Annotated in this window: 24 protein-coding genes; 17 read left to right on the forward strand and 7 right to left on the reverse strand. The window is 66.3% G+C overall.

The features are described 5' to 3' along the window. The first annotated feature begins 235 nt into the window (after positions 1-235). From AC1DVI_RS28315 to AC1DVI_RS28350, 8 genes are read left to right on the forward strand one after another with little or no spacing between them, the layout of a single operon-like run. Positions 236-2761 (forward strand): VirB4 family type IV secretion system protein, encoded by a 2526-nt coding sequence (locus AC1DVI_RS28315; protein ID WP_476960805.1) that lies wholly within the window; start codon positions 236-238, stop codon positions 2759-2761. Next, positions 2758-3663, forward strand: coding sequence for a hypothetical protein (locus tag AC1DVI_RS28320; RefSeq protein WP_476960806.1), 906 nt, complete (start codon positions 2758-2760; stop codon positions 3661-3663). Before AC1DVI_RS28315 ends, AC1DVI_RS28320 begins: the two co-directional genes overlap by 4 nt. Next, a complete protein-coding gene (locus AC1DVI_RS28325; RefSeq protein WP_476960807.1) occupies positions 3664-3852 on the forward strand; it encodes a hypothetical protein in 189 nt (62 codons plus the stop codon). Between the two features lie 15 nt (positions 3853-3867). Then, on the forward strand, positions 3868-4587 hold the full coding sequence (locus AC1DVI_RS28330; protein ID WP_476960808.1) for a VirB8/TrbF family protein: 720 nt from the start codon (positions 3868-3870) through the stop codon (positions 4585-4587). Positions 4588-4594: 7 nt separating this feature from the next. Beyond that, positions 4595-5929: a TrbG/VirB9 family P-type conjugative transfer protein gene (locus AC1DVI_RS28335; protein ID WP_476960809.1), complete on the forward strand. Its 1335-nt coding sequence runs from the start codon at positions 4595-4597 to the stop codon at positions 5927-5929. After that, positions 5926-7377, forward strand: coding sequence for a TraB/TrbI/VirB10 family type IV secretion system protein (locus tag AC1DVI_RS28340; protein WP_476960810.1), 1452 nt, complete (start codon positions 5926-5928; stop codon positions 7375-7377). Before AC1DVI_RS28335 ends, AC1DVI_RS28340 begins: the two co-directional genes overlap by 4 nt. A gap of 10 nt (positions 7378-7387) precedes the next feature. Beyond that, positions 7388-8521, forward strand: a complete 1134-nt coding sequence (locus AC1DVI_RS28345) for a hypothetical protein (RefSeq protein ID WP_476960811.1) — start codon at positions 7388-7390, stop codon at positions 8519-8521. After that, positions 8518-9522, forward strand: coding sequence for an ATPase, T2SS/T4P/T4SS family (locus AC1DVI_RS28350; protein WP_476960812.1), 1005 nt, complete (start codon positions 8518-8520; stop codon positions 9520-9522). Before AC1DVI_RS28345 ends, AC1DVI_RS28350 begins: the two co-directional genes overlap by 4 nt. 64 nt (positions 9523-9586) lie before the next feature. On the opposite strand, the gene AC1DVI_RS28355 is transcribed toward AC1DVI_RS28350, so the two are convergent. From AC1DVI_RS28355 to AC1DVI_RS28365, 3 genes are all read right to left on the reverse strand, one after another. Continuing rightward, positions 9587-11482 carry a caspase family protein gene (locus AC1DVI_RS28355; protein ID WP_476960813.1) on the reverse strand — a complete coding sequence of 632 codons (1896 nt, stop codon included), beginning with the start codon at positions 11480-11482 and terminating at the stop codon, positions 9587-9589. Between the two features lie 450 nt (positions 11483-11932). After that, positions 11933-12997, reverse strand: a complete 1065-nt coding sequence (locus AC1DVI_RS28360; RefSeq protein ID WP_476960814.1) for an alpha/beta fold hydrolase — start codon at positions 12995-12997, stop codon at positions 11933-11935. A gap of 279 nt (positions 12998-13276) precedes the next feature. Then, entirely contained in the window at positions 13277-14203 is a 927-nt protein-coding gene (locus AC1DVI_RS28365) for a DUF5996 family protein (protein ID WP_476960815.1), read from the reverse strand. Between the two features lie 162 nt (positions 14204-14365). Between AC1DVI_RS28365 and AC1DVI_RS28370 the strand changes: the two genes are divergently transcribed. The 3 genes from AC1DVI_RS28370 (at position 14366) to AC1DVI_RS28380 (ending at position 16659) form a co-directional block, all read left to right on the forward strand. After that, positions 14366-14929, forward strand: coding sequence for an NADPH-dependent FMN reductase (locus AC1DVI_RS28370; RefSeq protein ID WP_476960816.1), 564 nt, complete (start codon positions 14366-14368; stop codon positions 14927-14929). A gap of 340 nt (positions 14930-15269) precedes the next feature. Next, a complete protein-coding gene (locus AC1DVI_RS28375) occupies positions 15270-15866 on the forward strand; it encodes a hypothetical protein (protein WP_476960817.1) in 597 nt (198 codons plus the stop codon). A 145-nt stretch (positions 15867-16011) separates the two neighbouring features. Next, entirely contained in the window at positions 16012-16659 is a 648-nt protein-coding gene (locus AC1DVI_RS28380) for a recombinase family protein (protein WP_476960818.1), read from the forward strand. 28 nt (positions 16660-16687) lie between these two features. On the opposite strand, the gene AC1DVI_RS28385 is transcribed toward AC1DVI_RS28380, so the two are convergent. Then, a complete protein-coding gene (locus AC1DVI_RS28385) occupies positions 16688-16960 on the reverse strand; it encodes a type II toxin-antitoxin system CcdA family antitoxin (RefSeq protein WP_476960819.1) in 273 nt (90 codons plus the stop codon). On the opposite strand from AC1DVI_RS28385, the gene AC1DVI_RS28390 reads away from it, so the two are divergent. The 5 genes from AC1DVI_RS28390 (at position 16959) to AC1DVI_RS28410 (ending at position 18838) form a co-directional block, all read left to right on the forward strand. Further along, positions 16959-17276 carry a hypothetical protein gene (locus tag AC1DVI_RS28390; protein ID WP_476960820.1) on the forward strand — a complete coding sequence of 106 codons (318 nt, stop codon included), beginning with the start codon at positions 16959-16961 and terminating at the stop codon, positions 17274-17276. The two genes, AC1DVI_RS28385 and AC1DVI_RS28390, sit on opposite strands and share 2 nt — an antisense overlap. A gap of 14 nt (positions 17277-17290) precedes the next feature. After that, positions 17291-17554 (forward strand): hypothetical protein, encoded by a 264-nt coding sequence (locus AC1DVI_RS28395; protein WP_476960821.1) that lies wholly within the window; start codon positions 17291-17293, stop codon positions 17552-17554. 312 nt (positions 17555-17866) lie between these two features. Beyond that, entirely contained in the window at positions 17867-18088 is a 222-nt protein-coding gene (locus AC1DVI_RS28400) for a hypothetical protein (protein WP_476960822.1), read from the forward strand. Positions 18089-18121: 33 nt separating this feature from the next. Then, positions 18122-18400, forward strand: a complete 279-nt coding sequence (locus AC1DVI_RS28405; protein WP_476960823.1) for a hypothetical protein — start codon at positions 18122-18124, stop codon at positions 18398-18400. Between the two features lie 18 nt (positions 18401-18418). After that, positions 18419-18838, forward strand: coding sequence for a hypothetical protein (locus AC1DVI_RS28410; protein WP_476960824.1), 420 nt, complete (start codon positions 18419-18421; stop codon positions 18836-18838). A 24-nt stretch (positions 18839-18862) separates the two neighbouring features. Here AC1DVI_RS28410 and AC1DVI_RS28415 read toward each other — a convergent pair whose 3' ends face one another. Then, positions 18863-20119, reverse strand: coding sequence for a replication initiation protein (locus AC1DVI_RS28415; protein ID WP_476960825.1), 1257 nt, complete (start codon positions 20117-20119; stop codon positions 18863-18865). A 686-nt stretch (positions 20120-20805) separates the two neighbouring features. Then, the gene (locus AC1DVI_RS28420; protein ID WP_476960826.1) at positions 20806-21075 is read right to left on the reverse strand and encodes a hypothetical protein; all 270 of its coding nucleotides are present in this window, start codon (positions 21073-21075) and stop codon (positions 20806-20808) included. Positions 21076-21439: 364 nt separating this feature from the next. Here AC1DVI_RS28420 and AC1DVI_RS28425 point away from each other — a divergent pair, with 364 nt between their 5' ends. Next, entirely contained in the window at positions 21440-21802 is a 363-nt protein-coding gene (locus AC1DVI_RS28425; RefSeq protein ID WP_456511629.1) for an HU family DNA-binding protein, read from the forward strand. Between the two features lie 654 nt (positions 21803-22456). Here the strand turns inward: AC1DVI_RS28425 and AC1DVI_RS28430 are convergent. Next, the coding region (locus AC1DVI_RS28430) for a hypothetical protein (protein WP_476960827.1) at positions 22457-22643 on the reverse strand (187 nt) is incomplete at its 5' end.

The raw sequence follows: 22643 nt of genomic DNA on the forward strand, positions 1-22643 counted from the left end.
TACGGCGGTCGCCTATCCGCTCCACATGCTCTGGGTGCCCCTCCAGCTGTGGTGCCTGAACATCGTCGTCGGCACGGTTGCCGGGGTTGCCGTCGGCTTGGCCGACGCGCTGCTTCCGCCGCGACCGCCACATCGTCGCGGTGTGGCGCGCCCGCTTCGATCCCCGCGCGCCGATGTCTCCGGCCTCGCGCCCCCGCATGATCCTGATGCGGCGCGGACTCATAGGAGCCGATCCATGAGCGTCTCGCTGGCCGCCCTGGACGACCTGCTCCGCGGAGGGAGTTCCTGGTGGGAAGTTGCGGCGACCTGGGTGTCGGTCGTCGGCATCGCCGTCGGGTTGGGCATCGCCCTGGTGCCGCCTCTCGGGCGGCTGGCCGTGCCGCCGCTGCGGCGGACGAAGCTCAGCGAGTATGTGCTGTTCGACAAGATCCTGTCCGACGGCCGGACGCTGCGCAGCCGCAACGGCACGCTCAGCGTCGCGATCGAGCTTGCCGGCCTCGACTATTCCGGCGCCAACGAGGAGGTCCGCTACGAGCGGCGCGACCGGCGCCGGCAGATGTTCCAGCTCCTGTCCGAGATCGACGTGCATGTCCGCGTCTTCGACCTGCGGCAGCGCGTCCCGGCATCGCCGCCGCAGCGTAGGCCCGCCCGCGGCAACGCGGCGGGGCTGGCGCTGCGCAGCCGGGTGGTTGGGCGGTGGGAGGCGCAGTTCACGCGCGCCTACCGCAACCGCCACGTCGTCGTGCTCAGCGTGCGCGGCAACGGCGACGACGCGCGCGCCCGGCTCGAGCGCGCGCGCGCCCAAGTGTGGAAGGCGCTGGAGGATTTTCAGCCCATGGATCTGGGCGAGGCGGGCCTGGAGGAGGGAAGCCATCCGGCCAGAACCCTGCTCGAATTCTGGGGGCATCTGGTCAGCCGGGTGACGCGGCCGTCGCCGGTCGGGCGCCTGGACGTGGCGCGGCTGGTCGCGGTGGATTCGGTCGACCTGAACCCCGACAGCGGCCTGATGATCCATTCGCATGGCCAGAGCAAGGCTTACGCGCAGGTGATCACCCTCAGCAGCTGGGGCGGGGCGACGCCCGAGGAGTTGGTCGCTCGGCTGCAGGCGTTGGACGGCGAGCTGCTCGTGCTCAACGCCGCCTATGTGCATTCGGAGATGGGCGGGACGTTCACGCTGGACCAGCTCGAACGCGGCGCCGCCTCGACCTGGGTGTCCCAGCAGGCGGCGGCCGAGTTCCTGGAGGTCAAGGAAATGATCGCGCCGAATTCCCGGGAACGGGAGCGGCTGGTCCGCCATGCCCTGACCGTTTTCGCCTTCGGCGACAGCCCGGACGAAGCGGCCCGCGTCCAGAAGCAGGTTGAGGCGGTGTTCCAGACCTTCCATGCGGAAACCGTGGTCGAGCGGGACCTGGCCGGGGTGCTGTGGTGGTCGATGCTGCCCGGATGGGAAGACTGGAGCTTCATCCGCGAGGTTCGCGCCGTTTGCCAGAACGTCGCCGACCTCGTGGTCTTCGAAACGCCGAAGGCGGGGCTTCCCCGCTCGGGTTGGGGAAGCGGCGCCGGCGACAGCTGGATCTTGCGTGCTCTGACCGCGTCCGGAACGCCCTACTACGTCAACCTTCACGAGACGGCCAAGCGCGACGCGCTCGCCCACACCATCATCTTCGGGCGCACGGGGTCGGGCAAGACGACGGTGGCCGACCTTCTGGTGATCGGCGCCCTGGAGCACTTCCCGGGACTGATCGCCACCCTGTTCGATTCGCGGTTCGGCCAGTATGTCGCCACGACGATGTGCGGCGGGCGCTACGTCAGCTTGCTGTCGGATCGCCCGGGCGGGGAAACGGACGCGCAGCTTCAGCCGCTGCAGCGTCCGCCGACCACCGCGGTGCGCGCCCATCTGGCGAAGCTGTTCCGGCTGCTCACCGGCCTGTCGGACCCCGACAGCGAGCGGATGTACCAGAAGGCGGTCAACGCGCTCGTGCGCATGGAAAGCGCCGGCACGCCGATGGACGAACGGACTCTGGCCACGGTGGTGGAGGCGGGGTTCGATCCCGGCTCGCCGGCCTTCACCCAGATGCAGCGTTGGCTTCCCGGCGGGACCTACGGATCGGTGTTCTCGGGCACCGAGCGCGTGCCGATCGGTGAGAGCGACCTGCTCGCCTTCGACTTCACCACCGTCCTGAAGGACCCGGTGCTGGCGCCCCCGCTGGTCGAGGATGTGGCCTATCTGGTGACGGAGCGCGTGCGCCGGGAAGGCCGCGGCGGAATCATCCTGATCGACGAGACCGCGGCGCTGTGGAGCAGCGACGAATTCCTGAAGAACGGCATCGACTGGATGCAGCAGGTGCGAAAGGACTTCATCGCGGTGATGACGCTGTGGCAGCGGCCGTCGTCCCTGTCGGAGATCCACCCCAACCTGCCGAAGATCATGCGGTCGCAGACGGCGACATGGATCTTCCATCCCGACCGCGGGGCGAAGTACGCGGACTACGAGGAGTGGCTGACGCCGGAGGAGTTCGCCTTCGTGGACGGGTCGGACCGCAGCTACGACCACATGGAGCACCCGGTCCTTCTCAAGAAACCGAACGCCGGGGAATCGGCGGTGCTCGAATTCTCGACGGCCGCTCTGGGAGACTTGGCCTGCTGCTTCGCCTCCGACGTCGGGTGCGTCGAGCGGGCGCGGCATTTGAAGGACTGGGACCCGGTCGATTGGCGCGACGCGTATCTGGACGAATTCGGAACGGAGAGGGCGGCCTCATGACGGCGTGGTGGCGTAGAGCGGTCGGCGGTGCGGGCCGCCTGTTGATGCGGGCGGCCGGCGAGCCGCGGGGCGAAGTCGAGAAAGACCATGGCGGTGGGCCGCCCCAAAGCGGCATGGCGGGGGTCGGTCGGCGGGCCGTGCCGGCTCTGCTGCTCGGCGTCGGGGCAACGGCGCTTTTTGCGAAGCCGGCGCAGGCGGTGTGCTGCCCGCCGACCGTCTACGACCCGATGGTCGATGCGTCGGTTCAGGGCGTCAACGCGACCTTGAAGGGCGTGATCGACAAGCTGGCGGAAATCCGCGCCCTGCAGTCGCAGATGCTCGATGGCCAGGGGCGGGGCTCCAGCGTCGCCGACCTCGCGCCCGAGGTCCAGAGCATGTTGAAGAGCGTCCTGGGCGGGGCGGGCGCGGTAAGCCTGGGCGCGTTGGGTGGAACGGCGCGGACCGCGTCGGGCGCATCGATGCCGCTCAACCTGCAGCGTGGGCTGACGGCGTTTCAAGGCGAGCCCTCCACCGTCTTCAAGACTCCGGCGGATGGAGCCGTCCGTTCCCGCCAATGCTTCGCCCCGCCCGCCGGGTCCGACTTGGCGGGAATCGAACGGGTGCAGCGCCGACGGGTGGCCGAAGGGAGAAACGCGGCGTTCGACGGTCTGGGCACCGCCTATCACGGCATCGCCAGCAGTCAGGCCGGAAACGAGCGCTTGGCCCAGCTCAGCGACGGGATGAACAACGCGGCGAGCGAACGGGCGCAGAACGCGGCCATCGGAGCGGCGCTGATCGGGCTTTTGGAGGAAACGCAGGCGACGAACCGCCTGCTGGCGGCCCTGCTGCGGGTCCACGCCGCAGAGGCTCTGCGCCGGGAGGACATCGGGCCGGGCTACAAGCCCTTGTTGGAGGATGCGTGAATGCGACGCGCGCTGCTGGCGCTGAGCGCCCTGATCCTGGCCGGCTGCTCGTCCGGCGGGTCCGTCGACCTCCCCCGCCAGAGGATCGGCGGCGGTATGGATGATCGGCAACGCAGCCCCTGCGCCTGCGTCGAGTTGCCGTTGTCGCGGTCGCCGGCCGGGCTCCCGCCCGCGGCGTCCGCCGTCTGACGTCCGGAGATCCTCATGTTCGGCGCCGGTTCACGAAGCGATAGCGACCTCGTCGCGGTCGAGCGGGTGTGGGACAAGCACGACAGCGGCGACGGGATCGGCGTGATCGGCTGGGTCGCCCGCCTTCTCGGCATCCTGCTGTGCCTGTCGATGGCCCTGAACATCACGCTCGGCCAGGCGCTCGTCCGGCTCACGCCGCTGAAGGAGAAGATCCCCTACGCGATCACCGTCGCCCCAGCCATGGATGCGGTGGTCGAGGCGGCGCCCCTGCGGCGGCAGACCACCAGCTTCGCGGTCACCGAACGGGCGTGGGTCGCCCAGTATGTCCGCATCCGCGAGGGCGTGGTGGCCGACGAGGGGCTGATGAAGGTGCGGATGCGGCCGACGGACGGCTGGGTCGCCCGGCGGTCGACGACGGAGGTCTACGAGGGCTTCCGGGCGCGCAACCAGAAACTGGTGATCCAGGCCTTGGCGCGCGGGGCCGAACGCGCCGTCAAGATCGAGTCCATCAACCTGGCGTCTCCGGGGCTGTACTACGTCGACTTCACGGTGCGCGACACCGAGAAGGGCATGGAGCTGGGCACGCAGTCCCTGCGGGTGCTGCTCCGGATCGGCTATCCGGAGCTGGTGGAGCTGGACGGGACCATCGTGGAAGGCGAGGGGCTTCTGCCACAGGACAGCGACCTCGCCTTCGGATTTCGGGTGATTCAATATGACCTTTCGCGCCGTTCCTGACCGAGGGATGCCGGCAAGGCTCCGGCATGGCTTCGCACTCGGCCTCGCCGCCGTCCTGCTGGCCTCCTGGGCGCTTGCAGGCCTGGCCAACGCGCAGGCGGTGCCGCCGGGGCTGGCCACGCCGGACGGGGCGCCGCTTCCCGGGTTGATCGACAGCGTCGCGGAACCGGGAATAGCGCTGCCCAAGCCGAAGGCCGAACCCGCCGGATCGCCGGACGGCGGCCTCACCCTGCCGCGGCCCGCCGAACGCTCCGGAGGGGGTGCGACGGCGGCGGTGGCCCCCTCGACGCGGCAGCCGCGCGGCCTCGACGCCGACGCGCAGAACCGGGGCGACTATCCGGTGCTGCAGCGGTCGGGCGAGGCCGGGGCGGCGCCCGAGGGAACCGGGCCTTACCAGGAGGCGATCCTGCGGGGAGTCTCGCTCGGGCGCATCCAGCCGGCCTGGGACGACGCGGTGCCGGCGCCGGGGCAGATCGAGCCGGGCACCGTCCGCTTCGCTCACCGGGTCAACCGGGTCATGCCGCTGCGCCTGCGGCTGGGCATGACGACCTCCGTGGTGCTCCCGCCGTGCGAAACGATCAGCCGTGTCTCCCTTGCCGACGAGGAGAGCTTCCCGTGGGAGATCCCCGACGGGCATCCGAACCTGCTCCTCGTCCGGCCCGATCGGGCCGGCGTGGACACCGCGATGCAGGTGATCGCCCGCAGCGGCCGGCTCTACACCTTCTACCTGCGGTCGGAGACCGTGAAGGCCGCGCAGGTCACCGACCTGACGGCCTTCATCGACGACGACGCCTATTGCGCCCGCTCGGGGCGCACGGCGCACAGCCCGCTGAGCGTCGAGGTCGGACTCAACGGGGCAATGGGGGGAGGTTCCGTCCCGCCGCGCGGCGGCTACGACCGCGCCAGCCTGCGGCGGGAGGAGCGGGCCGAGGAGGGCGCTCCCGACGGCGGGGCGGGCGGGGGCGACTTCGCCACGGTGCATCCCTTCCGGGTCGAGGATCTGTCCTTCGACGACATCCGGGTGTTCGCTCCGGACGAGGCCTCGCGCGTGCTGGGTCCGCTGCGCGCCTTCCACGACGGTCGGCGGACCTTCCTCGACTACGGCGAGCGCCTGGGATCGACCCGCCTGCCGGCCGCCTTCCTGCTGGTCGGCGGCATCGACCAGCCGGTGGCCGTGCGCTGGGGCGGTTCGAAAGGCCAGATCCTGATCATCGACGCGGTCGGCGACCTGACGCTGAAATCCGGCGACCTCTATCTGTGCGTCCGCAACCGCTTCAAGCCGGCGGCGTCACCCGCCGCCACCGTGGACGCCGCCCTCGGCCGCGGGGGGAGCGCGCCATGAACGCCCCGGCGCCGTCCTGGCGCGCGCTCCTGGCCAGAACCTCTCCGCGGCGGCTCGGGCTGGCCGCCGGGCTGCTCGGTGCCCTGGCGGCCCTTGCCCTGTCGCTGGGCGGCGAGGGCGAGAAGCCCGCTCCGCCGCCCCCGCCGACGCCGCCACGGGCGGCGCCCGAACCGCTCGAGCTGTCCGCTCCTCCGGTCGCAGCCGCCCCGGCCCCTCCGCCGGCGCAGGAGCCGGCGCCGGCACCCGGGCGTCTGGTGTCCATTCCGTCGTCGGTCGAGACGATGCCGGGAATGGCCGCACCCATCGTCGTGCGCAACGTCGGCGGAACCGCGGTGGTGCTCGGTGAACTCGTCGTGACCGGCGGCGTGGCGACGGCGTCGGGATGCGGCGGCGCGCTCGAGCCCGGGGCCTCCTGCCGGATCGAGCTGGCCGCGACGGCCGCCGGCGCCGGCGCCGGCGAGGTGATTGGGGTGGGCTCCTCCGGCGTCGCGCTGCGCGTGCCCTACCGGGTCGCGGCCCCACCGGCCGATGCGGCGGCGCCGCGCGACCGCTACGCCGAGCTGGTGGAAGCGGCGCGCGCCGACCATCTCGCCGGGCTGGGGCGGAGCCGCATCGTGGACACGGCGGCGCCGCGAAGCGACGGCCGTCTGTCGCGCGGTCCGTCCATGTCGACGTCCGGGAAACCCGCAGGTGCGGCGTCGGAGGCGGCAAGCTACGGGGAAGATTATCCACGGGTGGTGTCCAGCCAACCGGTGGACCTCTCCCGGACGGTGCTCCAGGACACGCCGATCCCGCTCGTCCTCACACGGTCGGTGAACTCCCAGATCGGCGGGCCGGTCACCGCCATGGTCGAGCGCGATGTCTACGGCGCCGACGGAAAGACCGTGGTCATCCCCGCCGGCAGCACGATGCACGGGCGCTACGAGGGCATGCGTCGGGGCGAGACGCGGCTGCGCACGGAGTTCACCCGGTTGGTGCGGGCCGTCGACCACGCGCAGTTCGACCTGCGCGCCAGCCCTGCCGTCGGCGCCGACCTGATGGGCCGGGCCGGCCTCGTGGACGATCTCAACCAGCGCGTCGCCGAGCGGTACGGCGGGGCCGTGATCGCCGGGGCGATCGAGATCGCCGGCAGCGTCATCGAGCAGCGGTTGGCACGCCAGGGCGAGGGCACGGCCGATGGCCAGACGGTGGTGGTGGCGGGTGGCCAGGCCAACCGGAACGCCCAGTCGATCGCCCGCCTGCTGCTGGAGCGGAATCTCGACCTGACCGACGTCCACATCGTTCATGGGGGCTATCAGTTCCTGGTGTCGCCGTCGGTCGACCTGTGGCTGGCCCGCCCCGGCGAGCGGTCGGCGGACCAGGCTGTGCGCACCGCCGGGGCAGGAACCGCGACGGGCGCGGGCGCCGCTGCGACGACCAGGCCGGTCGCGCTGCCGCCGCCTCAGTGAGGAGAAGACCATGTCACAGCTCGTCCTTTTGCTCGCCGCCGTCACCGCCGCCACGCTCGTCCCGTCCGCCTCCCAGGCCCAACAGCGGACGTGGTTCGGGTGCGGTGACCAGATCGTCTACGAGAGCGGCGTGGCGCTCGGGCAGTCGCGGATCGTCGAGGCCGGGGCCGGCCGCACGGTGTGGAAGACGGCGTGCCAGGCCGACGGCCGACGGTTCGAGATCCGCCGGACGAAGGCGGGCTGTTCCTGGGTTCCCGACCCGGCGCAAGGGGTCGCCCGGCGCGAGGAGCGCGAGGTGTACCGCGACGCCGCCGGCGAGGAGATCGAGGTGAAGCCCTGTTCGCTGCGCGACGGCGCCGAGACGGTGCCGCTGCGGCTCACGGTGTCCGGTTGCCGGATGCGCAACGATTTCGAAGCCGGCGACACCATGGGGGAATCGCGGGCGGTCTTCAGCCCTCCGGAGGACGGCGGCGGCGCGGCCCCCCGTCTGGCGCAGGCCTGCGCCGAACGCCGCGACGCCCCGCTGGTCTGGAAGCACCGCGTGGAGACGTGCACCGCGCCGAAGGAGAGTGTCGTGGCCGGCGCTCCGGCGCTGAGCTGGACGCAGGTGACCGTCGAGTCCGATCCGCCGCGGGTCATCCGGTCCTGCCAGCCGCAGGGCGGCGGAACGCTGCGCACCACGACGGAGGGATGCGCGGGTGTGTATGTTCACGATCTGGCGAGCGCCACCTCCTACGGCACCCGCCGCTGGTATCAGGTGACGGTTGGAGAGGCCGGAGAGTCCTTCGCTGGTTGGGTCACCCGCTGCGTCCAGAGTCCGGACGAGTCCTACCAGCACCTGACCGTCAACACCGGCTGGCGCCATGATGACGCCGCGCGCACCAGCCTGCAGCTGTCGGACACGGTCGTCGACACCCCGACCGGACGGATCGTGCTGGAGACGGGCGTGGTGCGGGAGCGGGCCCGTCCTTACGCGCTTGAGGAGGACCCGGCGCCGCGGGCGGCAGGGGCGCCGGTGGCGATCGGCTGCGAGCGGTGGCAGGCGTGGCGCCGCATCGGCTTGGTCACCCGCGGCGACGGTTCGCGGATCGAGATCGACCGCGGGCCGTTGCCGGCCACCCGCGTCGCGGCCTGCGCCCCATGAGCGCCGTGCCGCCGATGAACGCCGCCCTGCGGGCCACGCTGGACCCGCTGGTGCCGCTGATCTACGGTCGCGACGACGTGGTGGAGGTCTCGCTGAACGGTCCCGGCGACCTCTGGGTCGAGATCGCCGGACGCGGCTACGTGCAAATGGATGGAGCCGGCCTCGATCTCGCCTGGAGCCGCGACCTCTGCGATCAGCTCAAGAACCTGTTCAAGCGGCCCTATGACCCGAACCGCTTCCCTCTGCTGGCTTCACCGCTTCCCGGCGGGCACCGCCTGCAGGCCGTGCTGGGGGCGAACACGCGCAGCGGCATGGTGCTGAGCATCCGCGTTCAGCGCCACAAGAGTTTCGATTTCAGCGACTTCGGTTTGCTGCCGGGCCGGCCGGTGGAGGGCGGGGCCGCCTACCGGGCGGCGCGGTTCGACAGCGGTCATCCGATCGGGACCGTCGAGGATCTGGAGGCGGTCGTGGCGGCCGAGCTGCCCGTGCTGGTGTCGGGTGGAACGAACAGCGGCAAGACCAACTTCCTGAAGCGACTGCTGCGGTGCGTCCGCTCCGACCGGCGCGTGGTGACGGTGGAGGATGTGGAGGAGCTGGTGGTGGCACAGCCGAACCAGGCCGGGCTCCTGGCGGAGGAATCGCAGACCGGGACCGCCGTCGAGCCGATGCATCTCCTGAAGGCGGTGCTCCGCCTCAACCCCAGCGTGGCGGTGCCGGGCGAACAGCAGCTCGAGAACACGCTGCCGAGCTACCGTCTGCTCAACACCGGCCACAGCGGCTGGATGTCGACCATCCACGCCGACAGCCCGCTGGACGCGCTGGAGGCGTGGCGCACGAACATGACCATGGCGCTGAAGTCGGCCGCCGCCGCCGATGCCGCGCTCCCCGTCCTGGTGCGCAAGATCGCCCGCATCGTGCAGCTTTCGGAGCAGCGCAAGGTGGTCGAGATCGTCCGGCCCGCCGATCTGCCCTGGCGGGAGTTGATCGGGCGTTCAGTGTAAAAAGGGCCTTTCACCGGCAGGCCGAAAAGTGTCCGTTTGCGAGCCCGCGGGTATCAGCAAGCACTCAGCGGACGTTGTCGCGGACGACGGCCATTCGGTCGGCAAAGCCTTGCATTTCATGCCCGTCACGCCCGATGAATTGGACCGGGTACCATCCCTTAATCGCTTCTCCGGTGATGTGAATACGTGTCCCTTCCGAAAGGCTCGCCATTTCGCTCGAAAGGTAGCTTGGCTGGGCGAGAATCTTCGCTTGGCGCATTATCCGCGCGTTTCCGAACGCCGCGGGCCTGACGGCTTGGGGTGGCGGCTCGGAGGCCTGTGGACAGACGGAAAGGGAAAGCACACGCATAAACCCGTTGATCTCGCGTCCTTGTCGACCACGGATAGTGACCGAGCACCATCCGTCTCCTGCGGCGCCGATGACGCGAAGGCTGACGCCTACCTGAAGCCGCACCAGCTGCTTGGAGCTGACGTCGCGGGCTGAATACATGCCATCTTCACGCGTAACGGTTGCGTTGCCGTACTGGCCCGGTGCGGTGGTGTGCGGGGAAGCGGTTTGCGAGGGTGTCAGGGCATCGGCCGGTTTGGCGAGTCTGTCGATCATGGCCTTCGCCTTCGCAGTGAAATGGCTCTTGGGGTAGGCCTTTAGGAAGTCTCGCAGAGGTCCCGCCCGCTTCTCGTTCTTCACCTTGTCCCAGGCCTTCGCTTCGGCCGGTTCAACCTCGCTCAATGCCGACGCGGGAGCCCAGCCGACAAGGTCCTTCTTCGCGACCTTCACCCATTTCCCGTCGTCGTGACGGACAGTCGCCTCTACGATGTCGTCCGCCTTCAATTGGCCAGTTCGTCGGGCTCCGGAAGACGGCCCATCTCGAAGCGTGACGGCGCTCCGCACGACGTAGGACCAGCTGCCGGTTTCGGTGTGGGCCGGCGACGTGGACGACGGCGGTTGCGATACCGTGGGAAGTTGGCCCGGCACGGATGGCGCCGGCTGTGTTGCAGGCGGGGGCGTGGCGGGTGCCGCCAAGCCAATCTTCGGTTTGGCCTCCAGCTCGTCGATCTTGAACCGCGCGATCTCGGCGAAGTTCCCCTTGGGATAGCGGTCTAGATAGGCTCGGAACGGTACGGGGCTGGCGCTGTCTTTGATGGAGTTCCAGTACGCAAGTTCAAATTGCCGCTCGTCGAAGCCGCCGGACTCCGCTGGCGGCTTCACATTGACCGTGAGGTTGAACACGAAGTCGCCCGTGAGAGAGGACGATTCCCAGGGTGTTTGCTTACCTCCCGTGCGCTGCACGACGTTGGCGCGGACTCGCTTGAACACTTCTTCGGCCTTGAGGTTGGGCTCACCCAAAGCCTTCAGCAACTCGCCGGTGTACAGGCCGTTGTCACCGTCGCCGTCGGCAGCCACCGAGCCTGGCGCGGTGGCGTAGGCGATCAGAGTGCCGCGGGCGGCGTCCATGGCCGCCAATCCGCGCAAACCACCGCGTAAGCGCCGTTCGAACGGGTTGTTGCGGCAGGCGTCGAGGATGACGACGTTCAACGCGTTGCCAGCGTCGCCCATCTGCTCGGTGACGAGATCGACGGGAACCGACGTCACACGCACTGCGGCCTCCGAAGCGATGTCCGCGTCGACCGGTACGAGGTAGTTCTGCCCCTTCACCTGCAGACCGTGGCCGGCGTAGTAGAACAGCCCAGCCCCGTCACCACGCAATGCCTCACCGAAGCTCAGGATAGCCTGCTGCATCCGCGGCAGCGTGGCATTGGTCACCAACGTGACCTCAAAGCCGAGCCGCTTCAAGGTTGTCGCCATGGCCTTGGCGTCGTTCACCGGGTTCCGCAGTGGCGATTCCTTGTAGTCTCCGTTTCCGATCACCAGCGCGATCCGCTTGTCCGCCAAAGCTGGAAGGGGCCAAAGAATGCAAAAGGTGGAAACGCACACCACAATGATCCGGCCCAGGAGCATGAAACACTCCGCAGTTGAAGCCAATGGCATGCCGCCTCAGTCTATGATTATTGGCCGTTCGCGACCGCGTGTTGAACGGAGCGGTGGTGACGCGCGATCCCTCTGACGTATAGGGCGCTTCGCCGTCGGAAGGCGACGGATCGCCGCTGATGGATGGAACCATTTCGGGCAAGGTCAATGATGAGCCGATCTGAGCCAGCCAGCAGTGACGGCGGCCCGAAGGCCGGCGTCCCCTTTCGCCACACTTACGTCGGCGATTTTGCCCCCAAGCGAACATGAAGACCCCAGTCGACTTCGAAATCAGGGCTACGGGAAAATCCGAAATGCGGCTTCCTGCCCCATGGCTTCAATGATCAGCGACACAGCGCGGAATGATCTGCTGTTCAGCCAAGCCATTTTGCACGCTTCTGGCCGTGCACAATGGCCGTCGAACAAGGGGCTTCTACATGTTCATGGGTAGTTGACCACGCCATCGTCTGCCGACACTTTCTCGGTTGGGTGACGAGCCGCCGCCACTTCGTTGATGCAGGCGGCGACCTGCTGCGGACGCACATAGTGGACCATGTGACCAGCCCCATTGATCAACTGCAGGCGGCTACCGGGAATCTGATCGTGAAGCCAAGTGGCATGGCTTTCGTGGCTCACGATCCGGTCTTCCGTTCCGGCCAAGATGAAGACTGGCAGACGCAGATGGCGAAACCGTTGGTGCATGTCGATCGCGGCCGGCATCATCGTGACGGCGTCTTGCGACTCGGCCCGGATCTGCCAAGGGCGGATTGGGAAACCGTATGGGAAATTGCGTTTGAACTGGGGCGGCACGGGTTGGGGCGAGAACATAGCCTTGATGTTCAGCGGCAACAGGGCGGCTCCCAGAACCGGCGACACGGTGTACCGTATGACATCGCCCACACCGGGAACTGTCGAAACTGCGACGAGCGGCACGTCGTAGCGAACCGTGACATCGTAGTAGCCCGATAGAACGACCAAACCACGGACGGCGTCCGGGTGGTTCAGGGCGAGTTCCAACGCAACGAGCGCCCCCCAGGAGTGCCCGACGACCACCGGGCGTTCGATACCCAATTCGCGGAAGGCGTGGCGAAGCAGCGTGGCCTGATGGGCCGCCGTCCACATCGAGCCGTGCGGCCGGCCGCTGTGTCCGAAGCCGGGGCGGTCGAAAGCGATCACACGGTGGTGAGCGGCGGTTCGGTCGAAGACGCCACTCAAAACCCAATCCCCCGCATCCACAACGTTGCCATGGATAAGGATGACCGGCGATCCCTCGCCCTGGTCGAGGTAATGGAGCCGCACGCCGTCCACCGTGACGAATCGTCCCTTGGGCGGGTGCTCGCGCTCGACCTTGCGCGCCCGGTAGGTGTTGAAGAGGGCTGCAGCGGCCACGGCAGCGGTAGACAGACCCAAAACGGTCCCCAGCCGCGACCGCTGTTGCTGCCGATGTGGTTGATTGGAAAGCCGAGGCTCGCGCGTGGGAGAGTTGTGAACCCGGATGCCGGTCATGCTTGGTCTCCCGCGTGGGGGGAGCGGGGCCATTGTGCTCCGCACCACGATGGGAGTGGAACCCAAGGGGGGGCGGTTGGTTCCAAACGCACAAGGCCCGGGCTGAAACGGCAGTTGGCGGTCCCGCCCCCGGTTGCCACCACCCGTTCAGGGCATCACAGGAGAGAACTCAAACTCTGAGCGGGGAATCTTGGGAAGCTGGTTGCGATACCTCGCGCGCTCGCGGCGCTTCGGGGTGGCCCCTTTTCGCCCCACGGCGACACGTGAATCGGTGGACCGTCACAGCGAGCGTGGCTGACGTGGCTCTCCGAGCGCGCATTCAAGACGTCCGCGGTCCCAGCCGCCGAGGTCGGCCGCCGCACGGTAGGTGCTCTCCAGAAACGCCATCAACGTCGCCTCCGGGTCAACCGCCCGACGCACGGCATCGTAAGGCAGCAGGAACTCGCCGAGTTCACGCTCGAAACGCGCGTCCTCCGGCTCGAACCTGGCCTCGGCGAAGCCCTCGGACGCCGGATAGGCATAGGAGTAGAAGGCGGGATACTCGACCATCCCGCCGCCCGGCCAGAAGCCCGCCGAGGACACCTCGTGGCTGTAAGCCTCGCGGGTGGCGTCATCCGGCAAGGCCGGGATCCCGCCGGGGTGAAGGGGCGCCGCGGCCCCGGAGAAGCGCGTAACCGCCAAGTCAAAGCTTCTCCAGAAGAGATGCACCGGGCTGACCTTCCCGAGATATCCCGTGCGGAACCGCCTCAGCACGCCGTCAACGGCCACCAGAGCGCCAAAGAACCGCCGCACTGCATCCGCATTGTAGGGGCGTTCAATCCGGTCCTCGGCGAACAGCACCGGGTCGGGCACCTCGTTGGGACGGCCGTTCAGCCGAGGCCTGGCCCCGAGCCACGTGAGCAACTCCATGAAGCGGGTGTAAAAGCTGGCGACCGTCGTCGCGCCGGAGGCGAAGCGGGCGGACCGGCCGTCGGTGGCGCACCCTACCACCGCGTGGTCGATCAGGTCGAAGGCGATCTCGACGCAGCCCGGCCCGTCGGGGACCAAGCCAGTCGTCAGCCCCCGTCCATTCACATAGAGCGTGGCGTGCCAGGAATGGTTCACCCAGGGTGTCCGCGCAAGGCGGTACTTGTCCACGATCTGCGTGTAGAGGTGCAGGGCGGTGCAGGTGTCCCCCCAAGGCTGATAGGGAATGTCCGGCCACATGCGGCACCTCCTCGCAGGATCGAGCGGACTCAGGGAACAAGGTGGAGGTTTGCACCTCGGCGTCCATCCCCCCGCGGGACTGCGCGGCCGCCCATCTTTGACGGCCGCGCCGCGGCAGCCATATTGCCAACAGCAGTTGATCGCATGACCATGGAGGCGCGGATGACCACACTGATCGGATTATCGGGCAGTCTCCGCCGAGGTTCCCTCAACACCGCTTTGCTGAAGGCGGCCGCCGCTGCGATGCCGAATGGCACGACGCTGACCATAGGCAGCATCCGTGGCATACCGCTTTACGACGGCGATCTCGAGGCCGCCGAAGGAATTCCGCAGCCGGTGGTGGAACTGAAGGACGCCATCGCGGCCGCCGACGGGCTGCTGCTCATCACGCCCGAGTACAACAACTCGATCCCCGGCGTGTTCAAGAACGCGATCGACTGGCTGTCCCGACCGCCGGCCGACATCCCCCGGGTCTTCGGCGGGAAGCCCGTCGCGCTGATGGGAGCTTCGCCTGGTGGCTTCGGTACCATCCTCAGCCAGAACGCTTGGCTTCCAGTTCTGCGCACGCTCGGTACAGAACTGTGGAGCGACGGTCGCCTTCTGGTCTCACGGGCGCACACGATCTTCGGTGAGGACGGCACAATTTCAGACCCGAAGGTGGAAGAGCAGCTGCGATCGTTCCTGCGGGGCTTTACCGCCTTCGCCCGAAGGTCGCAGGGAAAATAACGGCTATTCGCATTTCGCGGTTGGAGCCCGGCCAGGGACCGAGTGAGCACAATCGCATTTTGCGGTTGGAAAGCGAACAGGACGCGAACAAACGCGCGCGGCGTGTTCGTCCGTCTGTGGGCCTGCCGGCGACACTCACGGCGGCGCTGATTGCCACGGTGGCCACGACAGAAGAAGGATTTCGACCAGCGGCAGGTCAGCGTCGACGACAACGTTCAGATGCAGAGCTTGGCGACTGGGAGGCCGCGGCATTTGCTTCTTAGCCGCTACTTACTTCGGTCAGTTTCTGACAAGCGCTTGCTGATGTTACCTTTCCGCAAGGCGCGCAGGGAGGTTGACCATGGACGTCGGGACGCTCTGGGTCGGGGTCGGTTTCGAGACTGGCGGTGAGATCGTCGTGGGTGCGGGACAGCAACAAGGCGCGCTCTTGTGCTACGGCGATGCGCTCCGCACCCCCCGGCTCACCCGATACTGCACGATTGAGCAGCAATCCCTAACGCTGGGCGCGGGACTCGGCGGATCGGGTGGCCTGACTTTCCTGGTCGGGCTCAACGCATCCGATCCGCAGTCCTTCGGTCAGCCGGTGGACTGGTCGATTGATTTTTCACTCGACATGGGGATTGGTGGGCTTGCGAAGTACATCCGCACCATCCCCGAAGCGGTCGAACTGGCGGCGATCGGCGCCAAGTTCAACAAAACCGGGCTGGGCATTGCCGAAGCCCTGACAAAGTACGAGAAGAACCGGCGCTTGGTGAAGGATGTTGCCGATGGCCTCATCAAGAACCATGGCAGTCTGCTTGACACCCTCGGGAGTAAGGCCGGGATCATCAGCTTGCCAATGCCACTCTCGAATTATGGGATGCGGTTGTCGCTCAAGACAAAGTGGGAGGGTACGATCGTGACGAGCTGGGGCAGCTTCTCCTTCCTTCTAACCTGACCTCGTTTTCCGCCGTCCGTTCCGTATTTTTCCGTCCGTCTGTGAGGCTGGGACCCGGCCCGCGACACTCCGCCAGTAGCCCGGCCTGGGCGCCGATTGCAAAATTCCGTGCGAAATAAGGTTTCAGAACAGACGGGATTTTGAAATGGCCGGGCTGCTGATCGGTTACGCCTATGCCGGCAGGGTCGGCCCGTCCCTGGACGAGCAGCGCGCAGCGCTGATGGCTGCCGGCGTGGAGCCGGGCAGGATTTACGCCGACGATTTCACCCCGGCCAGGAAGCTCCGCCAGTGGCTCCCAGAGTTCGTCCGGTCGCTCCGGGCCGGGGACACCGCAGTGCTCCCCGGCCTCGACGTGTTGGGCGGCTGCCGGGCCGAGGCGGTGACAACGCTCCGGCAGATCGGCGGGGCCGGCGTGGGACTGGTGGTGATCGACAGTGGCGTGTCGCTGGCGCCGGCTGACGCGCCGCAGCTCGTGGCGCTGCTGGACGCCTTCGGCGCCTCCGAAGCGAGGTGGAACCATGCACAGTGGGAGCCCGGCCTACGAGCGGCCCGACGCCAGGCCAAAGGCGGAGGCCGCCGGCCAAAGCTGATCGGCCGGAAGAAGACCGCCATCCGCGCGCTGTACTTTGACCTGGCCGTCGCCCTGGAACAGATCGAGGAGCATGCCGGCGTGACACGCACAACACTCTGGCGCGAGTTCGGGCCACGCATCCGCCAGGACGGGGAATCGCTGGAGGACTTCAAAGCCCGTCAGGAGGGGCGGAAGCATTGGAAGCCGGAGGCACGAGGATGACGCCTGGGCCGGGCTCATGAACGAACGCTCACTCTGTCGGAGGATGATCTTCCGCTTTCGTCTTGCGTCGTTTCTCCCGTGCGATCCACAGCCGCAGCCCATCTTCTACCGCTTGGGTGAAGTTCTTGGTAAGCTGCTCAACCTCTTCGACCAAAGTGGCGTCGAGGCGGAACGACTTGTCACGGGTGCCAGCGGTTTTCGTTCTTGGACGGGCCATTATTGCGATACAAAACCAGTTGCGGGCCTTCCGTTTATGCGATACAAAACAAGGCAAGGCAACACCGAACTTTGAGCCCGCCATGACCGCCGCGGAACTCGCCTACGACATTGAAGCCACGCACTACCCGGACGACAAACCGGAGGCCGTTACGGTCCAGATCATGGGCCTGTTGGCCGAAATTGCGCATTGCCGACGCCAGATCATGGTTCGGCCGGAACCCGACCCGGATCATCCCGAGATTGGCCGCTATCTTGAACTTGGGCGCGCTGTGGAGTGCCTGATCGACTGCGCCGGCTATCCCTTCCCGGATTACCGGGAGAAGCTGATCGGGATCGCTGCCCTGGCTCTGGACGCGGCGATCGCGACCGAAGCCGCCACTGCGCCGGCCGGCGCATAGACCAGGAGAGCGCCATGCTGAAGCCGTCCGAGCCTGACACCTTCGTCGTCGCATTCCGTGGGCCGGAATACCTGCCCGATACGTGGCGGGTGTGCGGAGAGCATCCGGACCAGCCTGCGGCCGAGAAGGACCTTGCCGAGCTGGTGGCGACCGACGTTGCGGAGGGAGCCCCCACGGGCTGCGAATGGCGCCTGCACCGCGAGCGCGGCAGCTTCGCCCACTCCATCAAGCACATCCACATGACCGCCGCCGGCCCCGTCGAGCAACCGGTCAGCTAACGAGCCAAAGGGGAACTCGAAGATGACAATCGGCAATAAGCTCCCTGTCGAGCCATGGCGATTTGTTCGCCGCATAGACAGCAAAGCGAGCAATATTGAAACCTGCGCAGATGAAACATGCCGGGTGGAAACTCCCTTCCGAGCACTTCTTGTACTCGTGGGACATGATGACTCGCGCCATGAGTGCGTGGTCCCGCTGTGCCCCACGTGTCAAACGCGGAAAGGCGATATCACACTGAAAGCTGGCATCCCTCTGCATCGCCTGCCTGATACCGGCACACCGCGCGGGCGCGAATAGGAGGGACCTGACCCATGGAAGCCAACGCGCTGCGCGCCCTGCTGACCGACCTGGAGGCCCTGGAGGGTCCCGCTCTGCGGGCTGCTTGGCTGGCCGGGGAGACCGAGGTGCGTGCCACCCTCCGCAGTCTCGACGGCACGGCGCCGGCCACCGCTGAGGCCCTGTCGCGCCGCTGGGTCACTCTGTGCGGTCGCGTTGCCGCCGGCATCGACACCAGCGCCGCCGGGCGCGCATAGGAGGCTGGGGAGACTGACGCTATGACACCCAACATGGCCAAGAAGATTGCTGAGGCCCACAACGTCGGACTCTGGTGGGATAGCAGCGCCCAGGAATGGGTCGTGTCTGAACCCTTCGAAGCTGGTTGCGAGCACAAGCGGCTATCATCTGGGGCGTTACGTGACGCATCAGATGATGATTTTGTCCGCTGCTATATTGAGCCTGTGACGCAGGCGGCGCACGAGGCACGGCAGCAACGCCGGGCCAATGAGGCGGCGTTCTTTGGTCGCGATCGGTCCGAAATCAACGCACCCCTCAAGGGGCGCGTATAGGAGCCCAGGGAGAACAGCATGCTCATAACCGAAAGTGAAGCTAAGAAGCTCCATTGCCCCAAAATCAACGCCGCATGTCTGGCGTTCGAGTGCATGGCCTTCGCACCCGGCGAGCCCCTTGTTAAGGCGCCAGAGCCCCGGCATGACGACGCCATAAAGCAATGGATGCGCCAGCATCCGGTGCCCACCGAGCCGGTTGAAGGGGCGGTCGGCCAGGTGTGGCGCGACTACCAGGACAACATGGCCGATCACCGCCGTAACGGGGAAAGGTTTGCGAACAGCCTTCTGCCGCAGGCGCCGCTGACCTCGACCAATGGCGTGTGGACAACAGGATATGATGAAGAAGAGGAACGACCGTACGCGGCGTGGACCTTCCCCGAGATGCCCCGTGGCTACTGCGCGGCGTTCTATTCTCCGCCTGCCCCCGCCGCCTCATAACCGAGGCGTACAGAGCCCCCATCCTTACTTGCCGCGGCGTGCCGCTGCCTCGAACGCCACATCCGCAATCAGCCCCATCGTCAAGGATGACAGGGCAGACTTGATGGTCGGCCAGTGATTCATACCCGCCGCGTCTGCCGTCGCGGCAGTGCGCGTCTGGAGGACCAGACGGCGGACGCCATGCGCGACGTCCTCAACCCGCAACGGCGCCAGCTCGTTGAGCAGCGGCGCCGGCACCTTTCCTTTCAGCGCGTGCAGGGCAGCGGCCCACAAGGCGTTCACATCGTCCGCATCGGGGAGCGGCCCCGGCTCGATCGTTGCCGGGATGGCCAGACGTTCGACGGTTCCACTTCGGCGGGCGCGCCGACCAGCGCTGTGCCGCTCACGCTCCAGGAAGGTTTCCACCACCTCCTCCTCGTCCTTGGCGGCAAAGTCCAACGTCACGGCTTCGATTTTTCGCCCGCGCCGTTTGATCTTGTCCTCGGGCATGCTGACCCGGAAGGGAGCGAGATGGTTGACCTCCGCGATGGCGCGGTCGATGGTGCGTGTACGCAGAATGCCAAAATCTTTGTAGGCGCCGTCCGGTACGTTCAGAAGTTTGCGCAGAGTGTCGATGTCCAACTCCAGCGACGGGTAGTCCATCTGGTAACGCTGCATTCCGATTTCGTAGAGCTTCAGCGCGTAGGTGCTGGTCACCTTGACCATCGCCGGACCAGACAACTTGGCCCACAGTTGCGAGGTGCGCTGGATCTCCAAGAAGGCGTCGGTGAATTGAAAATGGATGTCCGCGGCGTCGGCGTCGTCCTCCTCTTCCGGACGGACGTAGCTGCTCAGTATCCGCAACTCCGCACGGGATCGGCGCCCACGAAATGGACCGATGACAACAAGGCTTGAGTCGAAAATTTCCTTCAACGCATCGAAGATCCGCTCATTGCCCTTGTGGTTGCCACGGACCACCCGTTTGGGCAGTCGGTACAGTCTGTTCGCGAAATTCTGGCTTCCTGCTAGATGAATCATGAAGTTCAGCATCTTCTGCGCCGGCAGCGACAATCGCGCGCCGTTTGCGGGATAGCTGTAAACGGCTTCCGCCGCCTTGATCAGATGCTTGTAGCCATCGCGCTCGAAGGTGGCGCTTGCGACACGCGCCGTCAGTCCCACCTCGGTCGGAACAGACGCTTCGCCCGAAACAGCAAGAGCGAAATGTGCGGAGCCGGGACCAGGCTCGGGGATTGCATCGATGATCGTTTTGCCGTCAAGGCTACCAGGTTCGACGATCAACATGGACGGACCGCCGGACTCCGTCCGAGGGGCTTCCGGCGTGTGCAGGTCCTTGGTCCGTCGCGCTTTCGGCATGCCCGTCCTTCCTGTCGGTCGGGCAATGGTAGGTCAATCCTTACGTCGATAACAAGTAAGGAAAGGATTTCCGAAGCAAGAATTCGCCATCCTTACGTCTTGGGGGCATTCCCTTACGCCCCGGGGGGTGTGGCAACCGCCCCCGCCAAGTAAGCGTTGTGCCCCCAAGCGGTAAGGATCAAAGCGCGCGACTCGCCGGAATCCGTGGGGTTTCAGGGTTACGAATCTCTTTTGAATCCGAACAGAGCAAAAATGACGTTTGTCGAGACGGGATGTGGGAGGTGCTCCGACATCATCCTGAGGCTCTGATCGACACACAGGCCTTACCGACCGCGACTCAGCCTCAAGATCCTTACCAGCTGGGGGACCATGGCCCGCCGTGCTTCTTTGGCCCGACGGCTCTACCCTTACGTCTTGGGGGCCGTATGACAAAGCAATGCCCCCAAGACGTAAGGATGGCGCTTTAAGCGCCTCGTCGGAAGCCCGATTCCTGACAGGTCAATGCGCGCCGCGTAGCCCCTCGCCCCCAAGCGGTAAGGATTGCGTCGACTTGGCTGGCCCTTTGCCCCCCGAGCGGTAAGGATTAGGAGAGGCTGGCCCCCAAGCGGTAAGGATCAAAGCGCCTCCCAGCGGGAGCTGCTTTGAGAAATCAGCGCATCGCTTGTTCTGCATTCGTTCCCATTGTAGCCTTGCGAACCCACGTCAAGCGCGGGGCGGAGGAGCAGGATGGGTTTGATACCGTTTCCGACCATGCGGATTCGCGACACGTTGCGGATCACGGCATCTGTCGACCTTTTCTGCCTATCCTGCGACTGGAGCAGGCCGCTGGACGTCGTCGCGCTCATGTGCCGATACGGCCCGAACTGTTCCGTCATGCGGGCCATGGTGGGAAGCGCCTGTCCGCTGCATGGCGCCGAGAGCATCCGCTACCGGACCATCGGAGCGCCTCCTGCGCCTTATTACCACCTTCACCTCGGTGCCATTGGCGAACCGGCATGCACCGTCGTCGCCCACTGCCGGGCTTGTCACCGGCAGCGTGCGATCGACGTCGTGGAGTTGTGCCGGCGCGGGCTTGCCGGGCCGGACGATCCGCTGACCACCCTGCCAGACCGCATGCGTTGTCAAGGTTGCGGTCAGTCGGGGTGGGTGCAGATCAGGCTCGGTCGGTAGCGGCGGACCAAGCCTCCACAGCCCAAGCCGGCTGAAAGCAGCCACGCGGCCCTGTGATAGGTCCCTGTTGCGCGGACGGTGCCGGTCGCGTTAACTCATTTTCGAAAAGCCGGAGGGGATCACACCGGCTTCTTTCGCATATTAAGGGGGCAAGAAATGACGAAGGCCGACCTCATCGACGCGATCGCCGGCAAGCTGGGCGGCACGAAGGCCGACGCCGGCAAGGCGCTGGACGCGGTTCTGGAGAGCCTGCAGGACGCGCTGGTCAAGGGGGAGACGGTCAAGCTGCCGGGCTTCGGCCAGTTCGAGATCGCCGAGCGCGGCGAGCGCACGGGCCGCAACCCGCAGACCGGAGCGGAGATCAAGATCGCCGCTTCCAAGGCACCGAAGTTCTCCGCCGGCAAAGCCCTCAAGGACGCCGTCAACGCCGAAGCCGTCTGATCCTGGGACGCTCCTTGGACGCCGGGTGCGCTGTCGGTCCATTCCTGGATGGGTCAGCGCTCTCGGACGGGTTGGGGCGCCCGCCGTCGGTGGAGTTCTGCCAGCACATATCCAACCGCCAAGATCACCATGCTAAGCCCCATCGCCCACCCGTTTCCAGCGAGCGCCGGCAGTGCCAGCACCGTGCCGAGGAACAGGAGCAGGAGCGATATTGCCTTTAAGGTCATGGCCTAAGCTTCCTATTCTGGACAGTTGAGGTCAATCAGGCGGCGGCTACCGCATGAGCGCTTGGCCAGTACAAGCGTTTGGATTCATTCTTGGCCCTCTCCAGGGGAACGTGGACCGCCTAGACTTGCCAGCACCTCCCTTCGGTCACGCCGCCGGAAGGCAACATCCGACATGGGGGCGCCGAAGGCTCCTGGGTGGCTGAGATGACAGAGCTTACCATTGCGATAGAATTCCACTGCTGCAATGGCAAGAACTGCGATCTCACAGAATAAAATCTGAGCTATGATTAAAGGACTGCAGCGTGTTAAGGAAATTTGCCGCAAGTTAATCGCATACGCCAAATGATGATGCTGAGTGCATGCCCACAAAATCTTAGACGGGTGTCCGGAACATCTATCCAGCAAGTTTTTGATGCCCCGTAGTAAATCAATCATCACCTCCTGTTCCGTACAGAGAGCTATATTGTTCGTCACTACCGGGAATGCAAAGGTAATAAAATTGCTCTATATATAAATCAGTCACTTGCCCGATACGCGGGAACAGCCTAGGCGATAAAGCCACATAAGGTTGAATCAATATGTTGATTGTCAGAGCAGCGCCGTTCCAGTAGGAT

Source organism: Azospirillum sp. P4_B5 (assembly GCF_056402275.1).

Bases quoted from the DNA above. Each gene is read 5' to 3' on its own strand.
- AC1DVI_RS28315 (WP_476960805.1), top strand. From the start codon at position 236: ATGAGCGTCTCGCTGGCCGCCCTGGACGACCTGCTCCGCGGAGGGAGT.
- AC1DVI_RS28320 (WP_476960806.1), top strand. From the start codon at position 2,758: ATGACGGCGTGGTGGCGTAGAGCGGTCGGCGGTGCGGGCCGCCTGTTG.
- AC1DVI_RS28325 (WP_476960807.1), top strand. From the start codon at position 3,664: ATGCGACGCGCGCTGCTGGCGCTGAGCGCCCTGATCCTGGCCGGCTGC.
- AC1DVI_RS28330 (WP_476960808.1), top strand. From the start codon at position 3,868: ATGTTCGGCGCCGGTTCACGAAGCGATAGCGACCTCGTCGCGGTCGAG.
- AC1DVI_RS28335 (WP_476960809.1), top strand. From the start codon at position 4,595: ATGCCGGCAAGGCTCCGGCATGGCTTCGCACTCGGCCTCGCCGCCGTC.
- AC1DVI_RS28340 (WP_476960810.1), top strand. From the start codon at position 5,926: ATGAACGCCCCGGCGCCGTCCTGGCGCGCGCTCCTGGCCAGAACCTCT.
- AC1DVI_RS28345 (WP_476960811.1), top strand. From the start codon at position 7,388: ATGTCACAGCTCGTCCTTTTGCTCGCCGCCGTCACCGCCGCCACGCTC.
- AC1DVI_RS28350 (WP_476960812.1), top strand. From the start codon at position 8,518: ATGAGCGCCGTGCCGCCGATGAACGCCGCCCTGCGGGCCACGCTGGAC.
- AC1DVI_RS28355 (WP_476960813.1), bottom strand. From the start codon at position 11,482: ATGCTCCTGGGCCGGATCATTGTGGTGTGCGTTTCCACCTTTTGCATT.
- AC1DVI_RS28360 (WP_476960814.1), bottom strand. From the start codon at position 12,997: ATGACCGGCATCCGGGTTCACAACTCTCCCACGCGCGAGCCTCGGCTT.
- AC1DVI_RS28365 (WP_476960815.1), bottom strand. From the start codon at position 14,203: ATGTGGCCGGACATTCCCTATCAGCCTTGGGGGGACACCTGCACCGCC.
- AC1DVI_RS28370 (WP_476960816.1), top strand. From the start codon at position 14,366: ATGACCACACTGATCGGATTATCGGGCAGTCTCCGCCGAGGTTCCCTC.
- AC1DVI_RS28375 (WP_476960817.1), top strand. From the start codon at position 15,270: ATGGACGTCGGGACGCTCTGGGTCGGGGTCGGTTTCGAGACTGGCGGT.
- AC1DVI_RS28380 (WP_476960818.1), top strand. From the start codon at position 16,012: ATGGCCGGGCTGCTGATCGGTTACGCCTATGCCGGCAGGGTCGGCCCG.
- AC1DVI_RS28390 (WP_476960820.1), top strand. From the start codon at position 16,959: ATGACCGCCGCGGAACTCGCCTACGACATTGAAGCCACGCACTACCCG.
- AC1DVI_RS28385 (WP_476960819.1), bottom strand. From the start codon at position 16,960: ATGGCGGGCTCAAAGTTCGGTGTTGCCTTGCCTTGTTTTGTATCGCAT.
- AC1DVI_RS28395 (WP_476960821.1), top strand. From the start codon at position 17,291: ATGCTGAAGCCGTCCGAGCCTGACACCTTCGTCGTCGCATTCCGTGGG.
- AC1DVI_RS28400 (WP_476960822.1), top strand. From the start codon at position 17,867: ATGGAAGCCAACGCGCTGCGCGCCCTGCTGACCGACCTGGAGGCCCTG.
- AC1DVI_RS28405 (WP_476960823.1), top strand. From the start codon at position 18,122: ATGGCCAAGAAGATTGCTGAGGCCCACAACGTCGGACTCTGGTGGGAT.
- AC1DVI_RS28410 (WP_476960824.1), top strand. From the start codon at position 18,419: ATGCTCATAACCGAAAGTGAAGCTAAGAAGCTCCATTGCCCCAAAATC.
- AC1DVI_RS28415 (WP_476960825.1), bottom strand. From the start codon at position 20,119: ATGTTGATCGTCGAACCTGGTAGCCTTGACGGCAAAACGATCATCGAT.
- AC1DVI_RS28420 (WP_476960826.1), bottom strand. From the start codon at position 21,075: ATGGCCCGCATGACGGAACAGTTCGGGCCGTATCGGCACATGAGCGCG.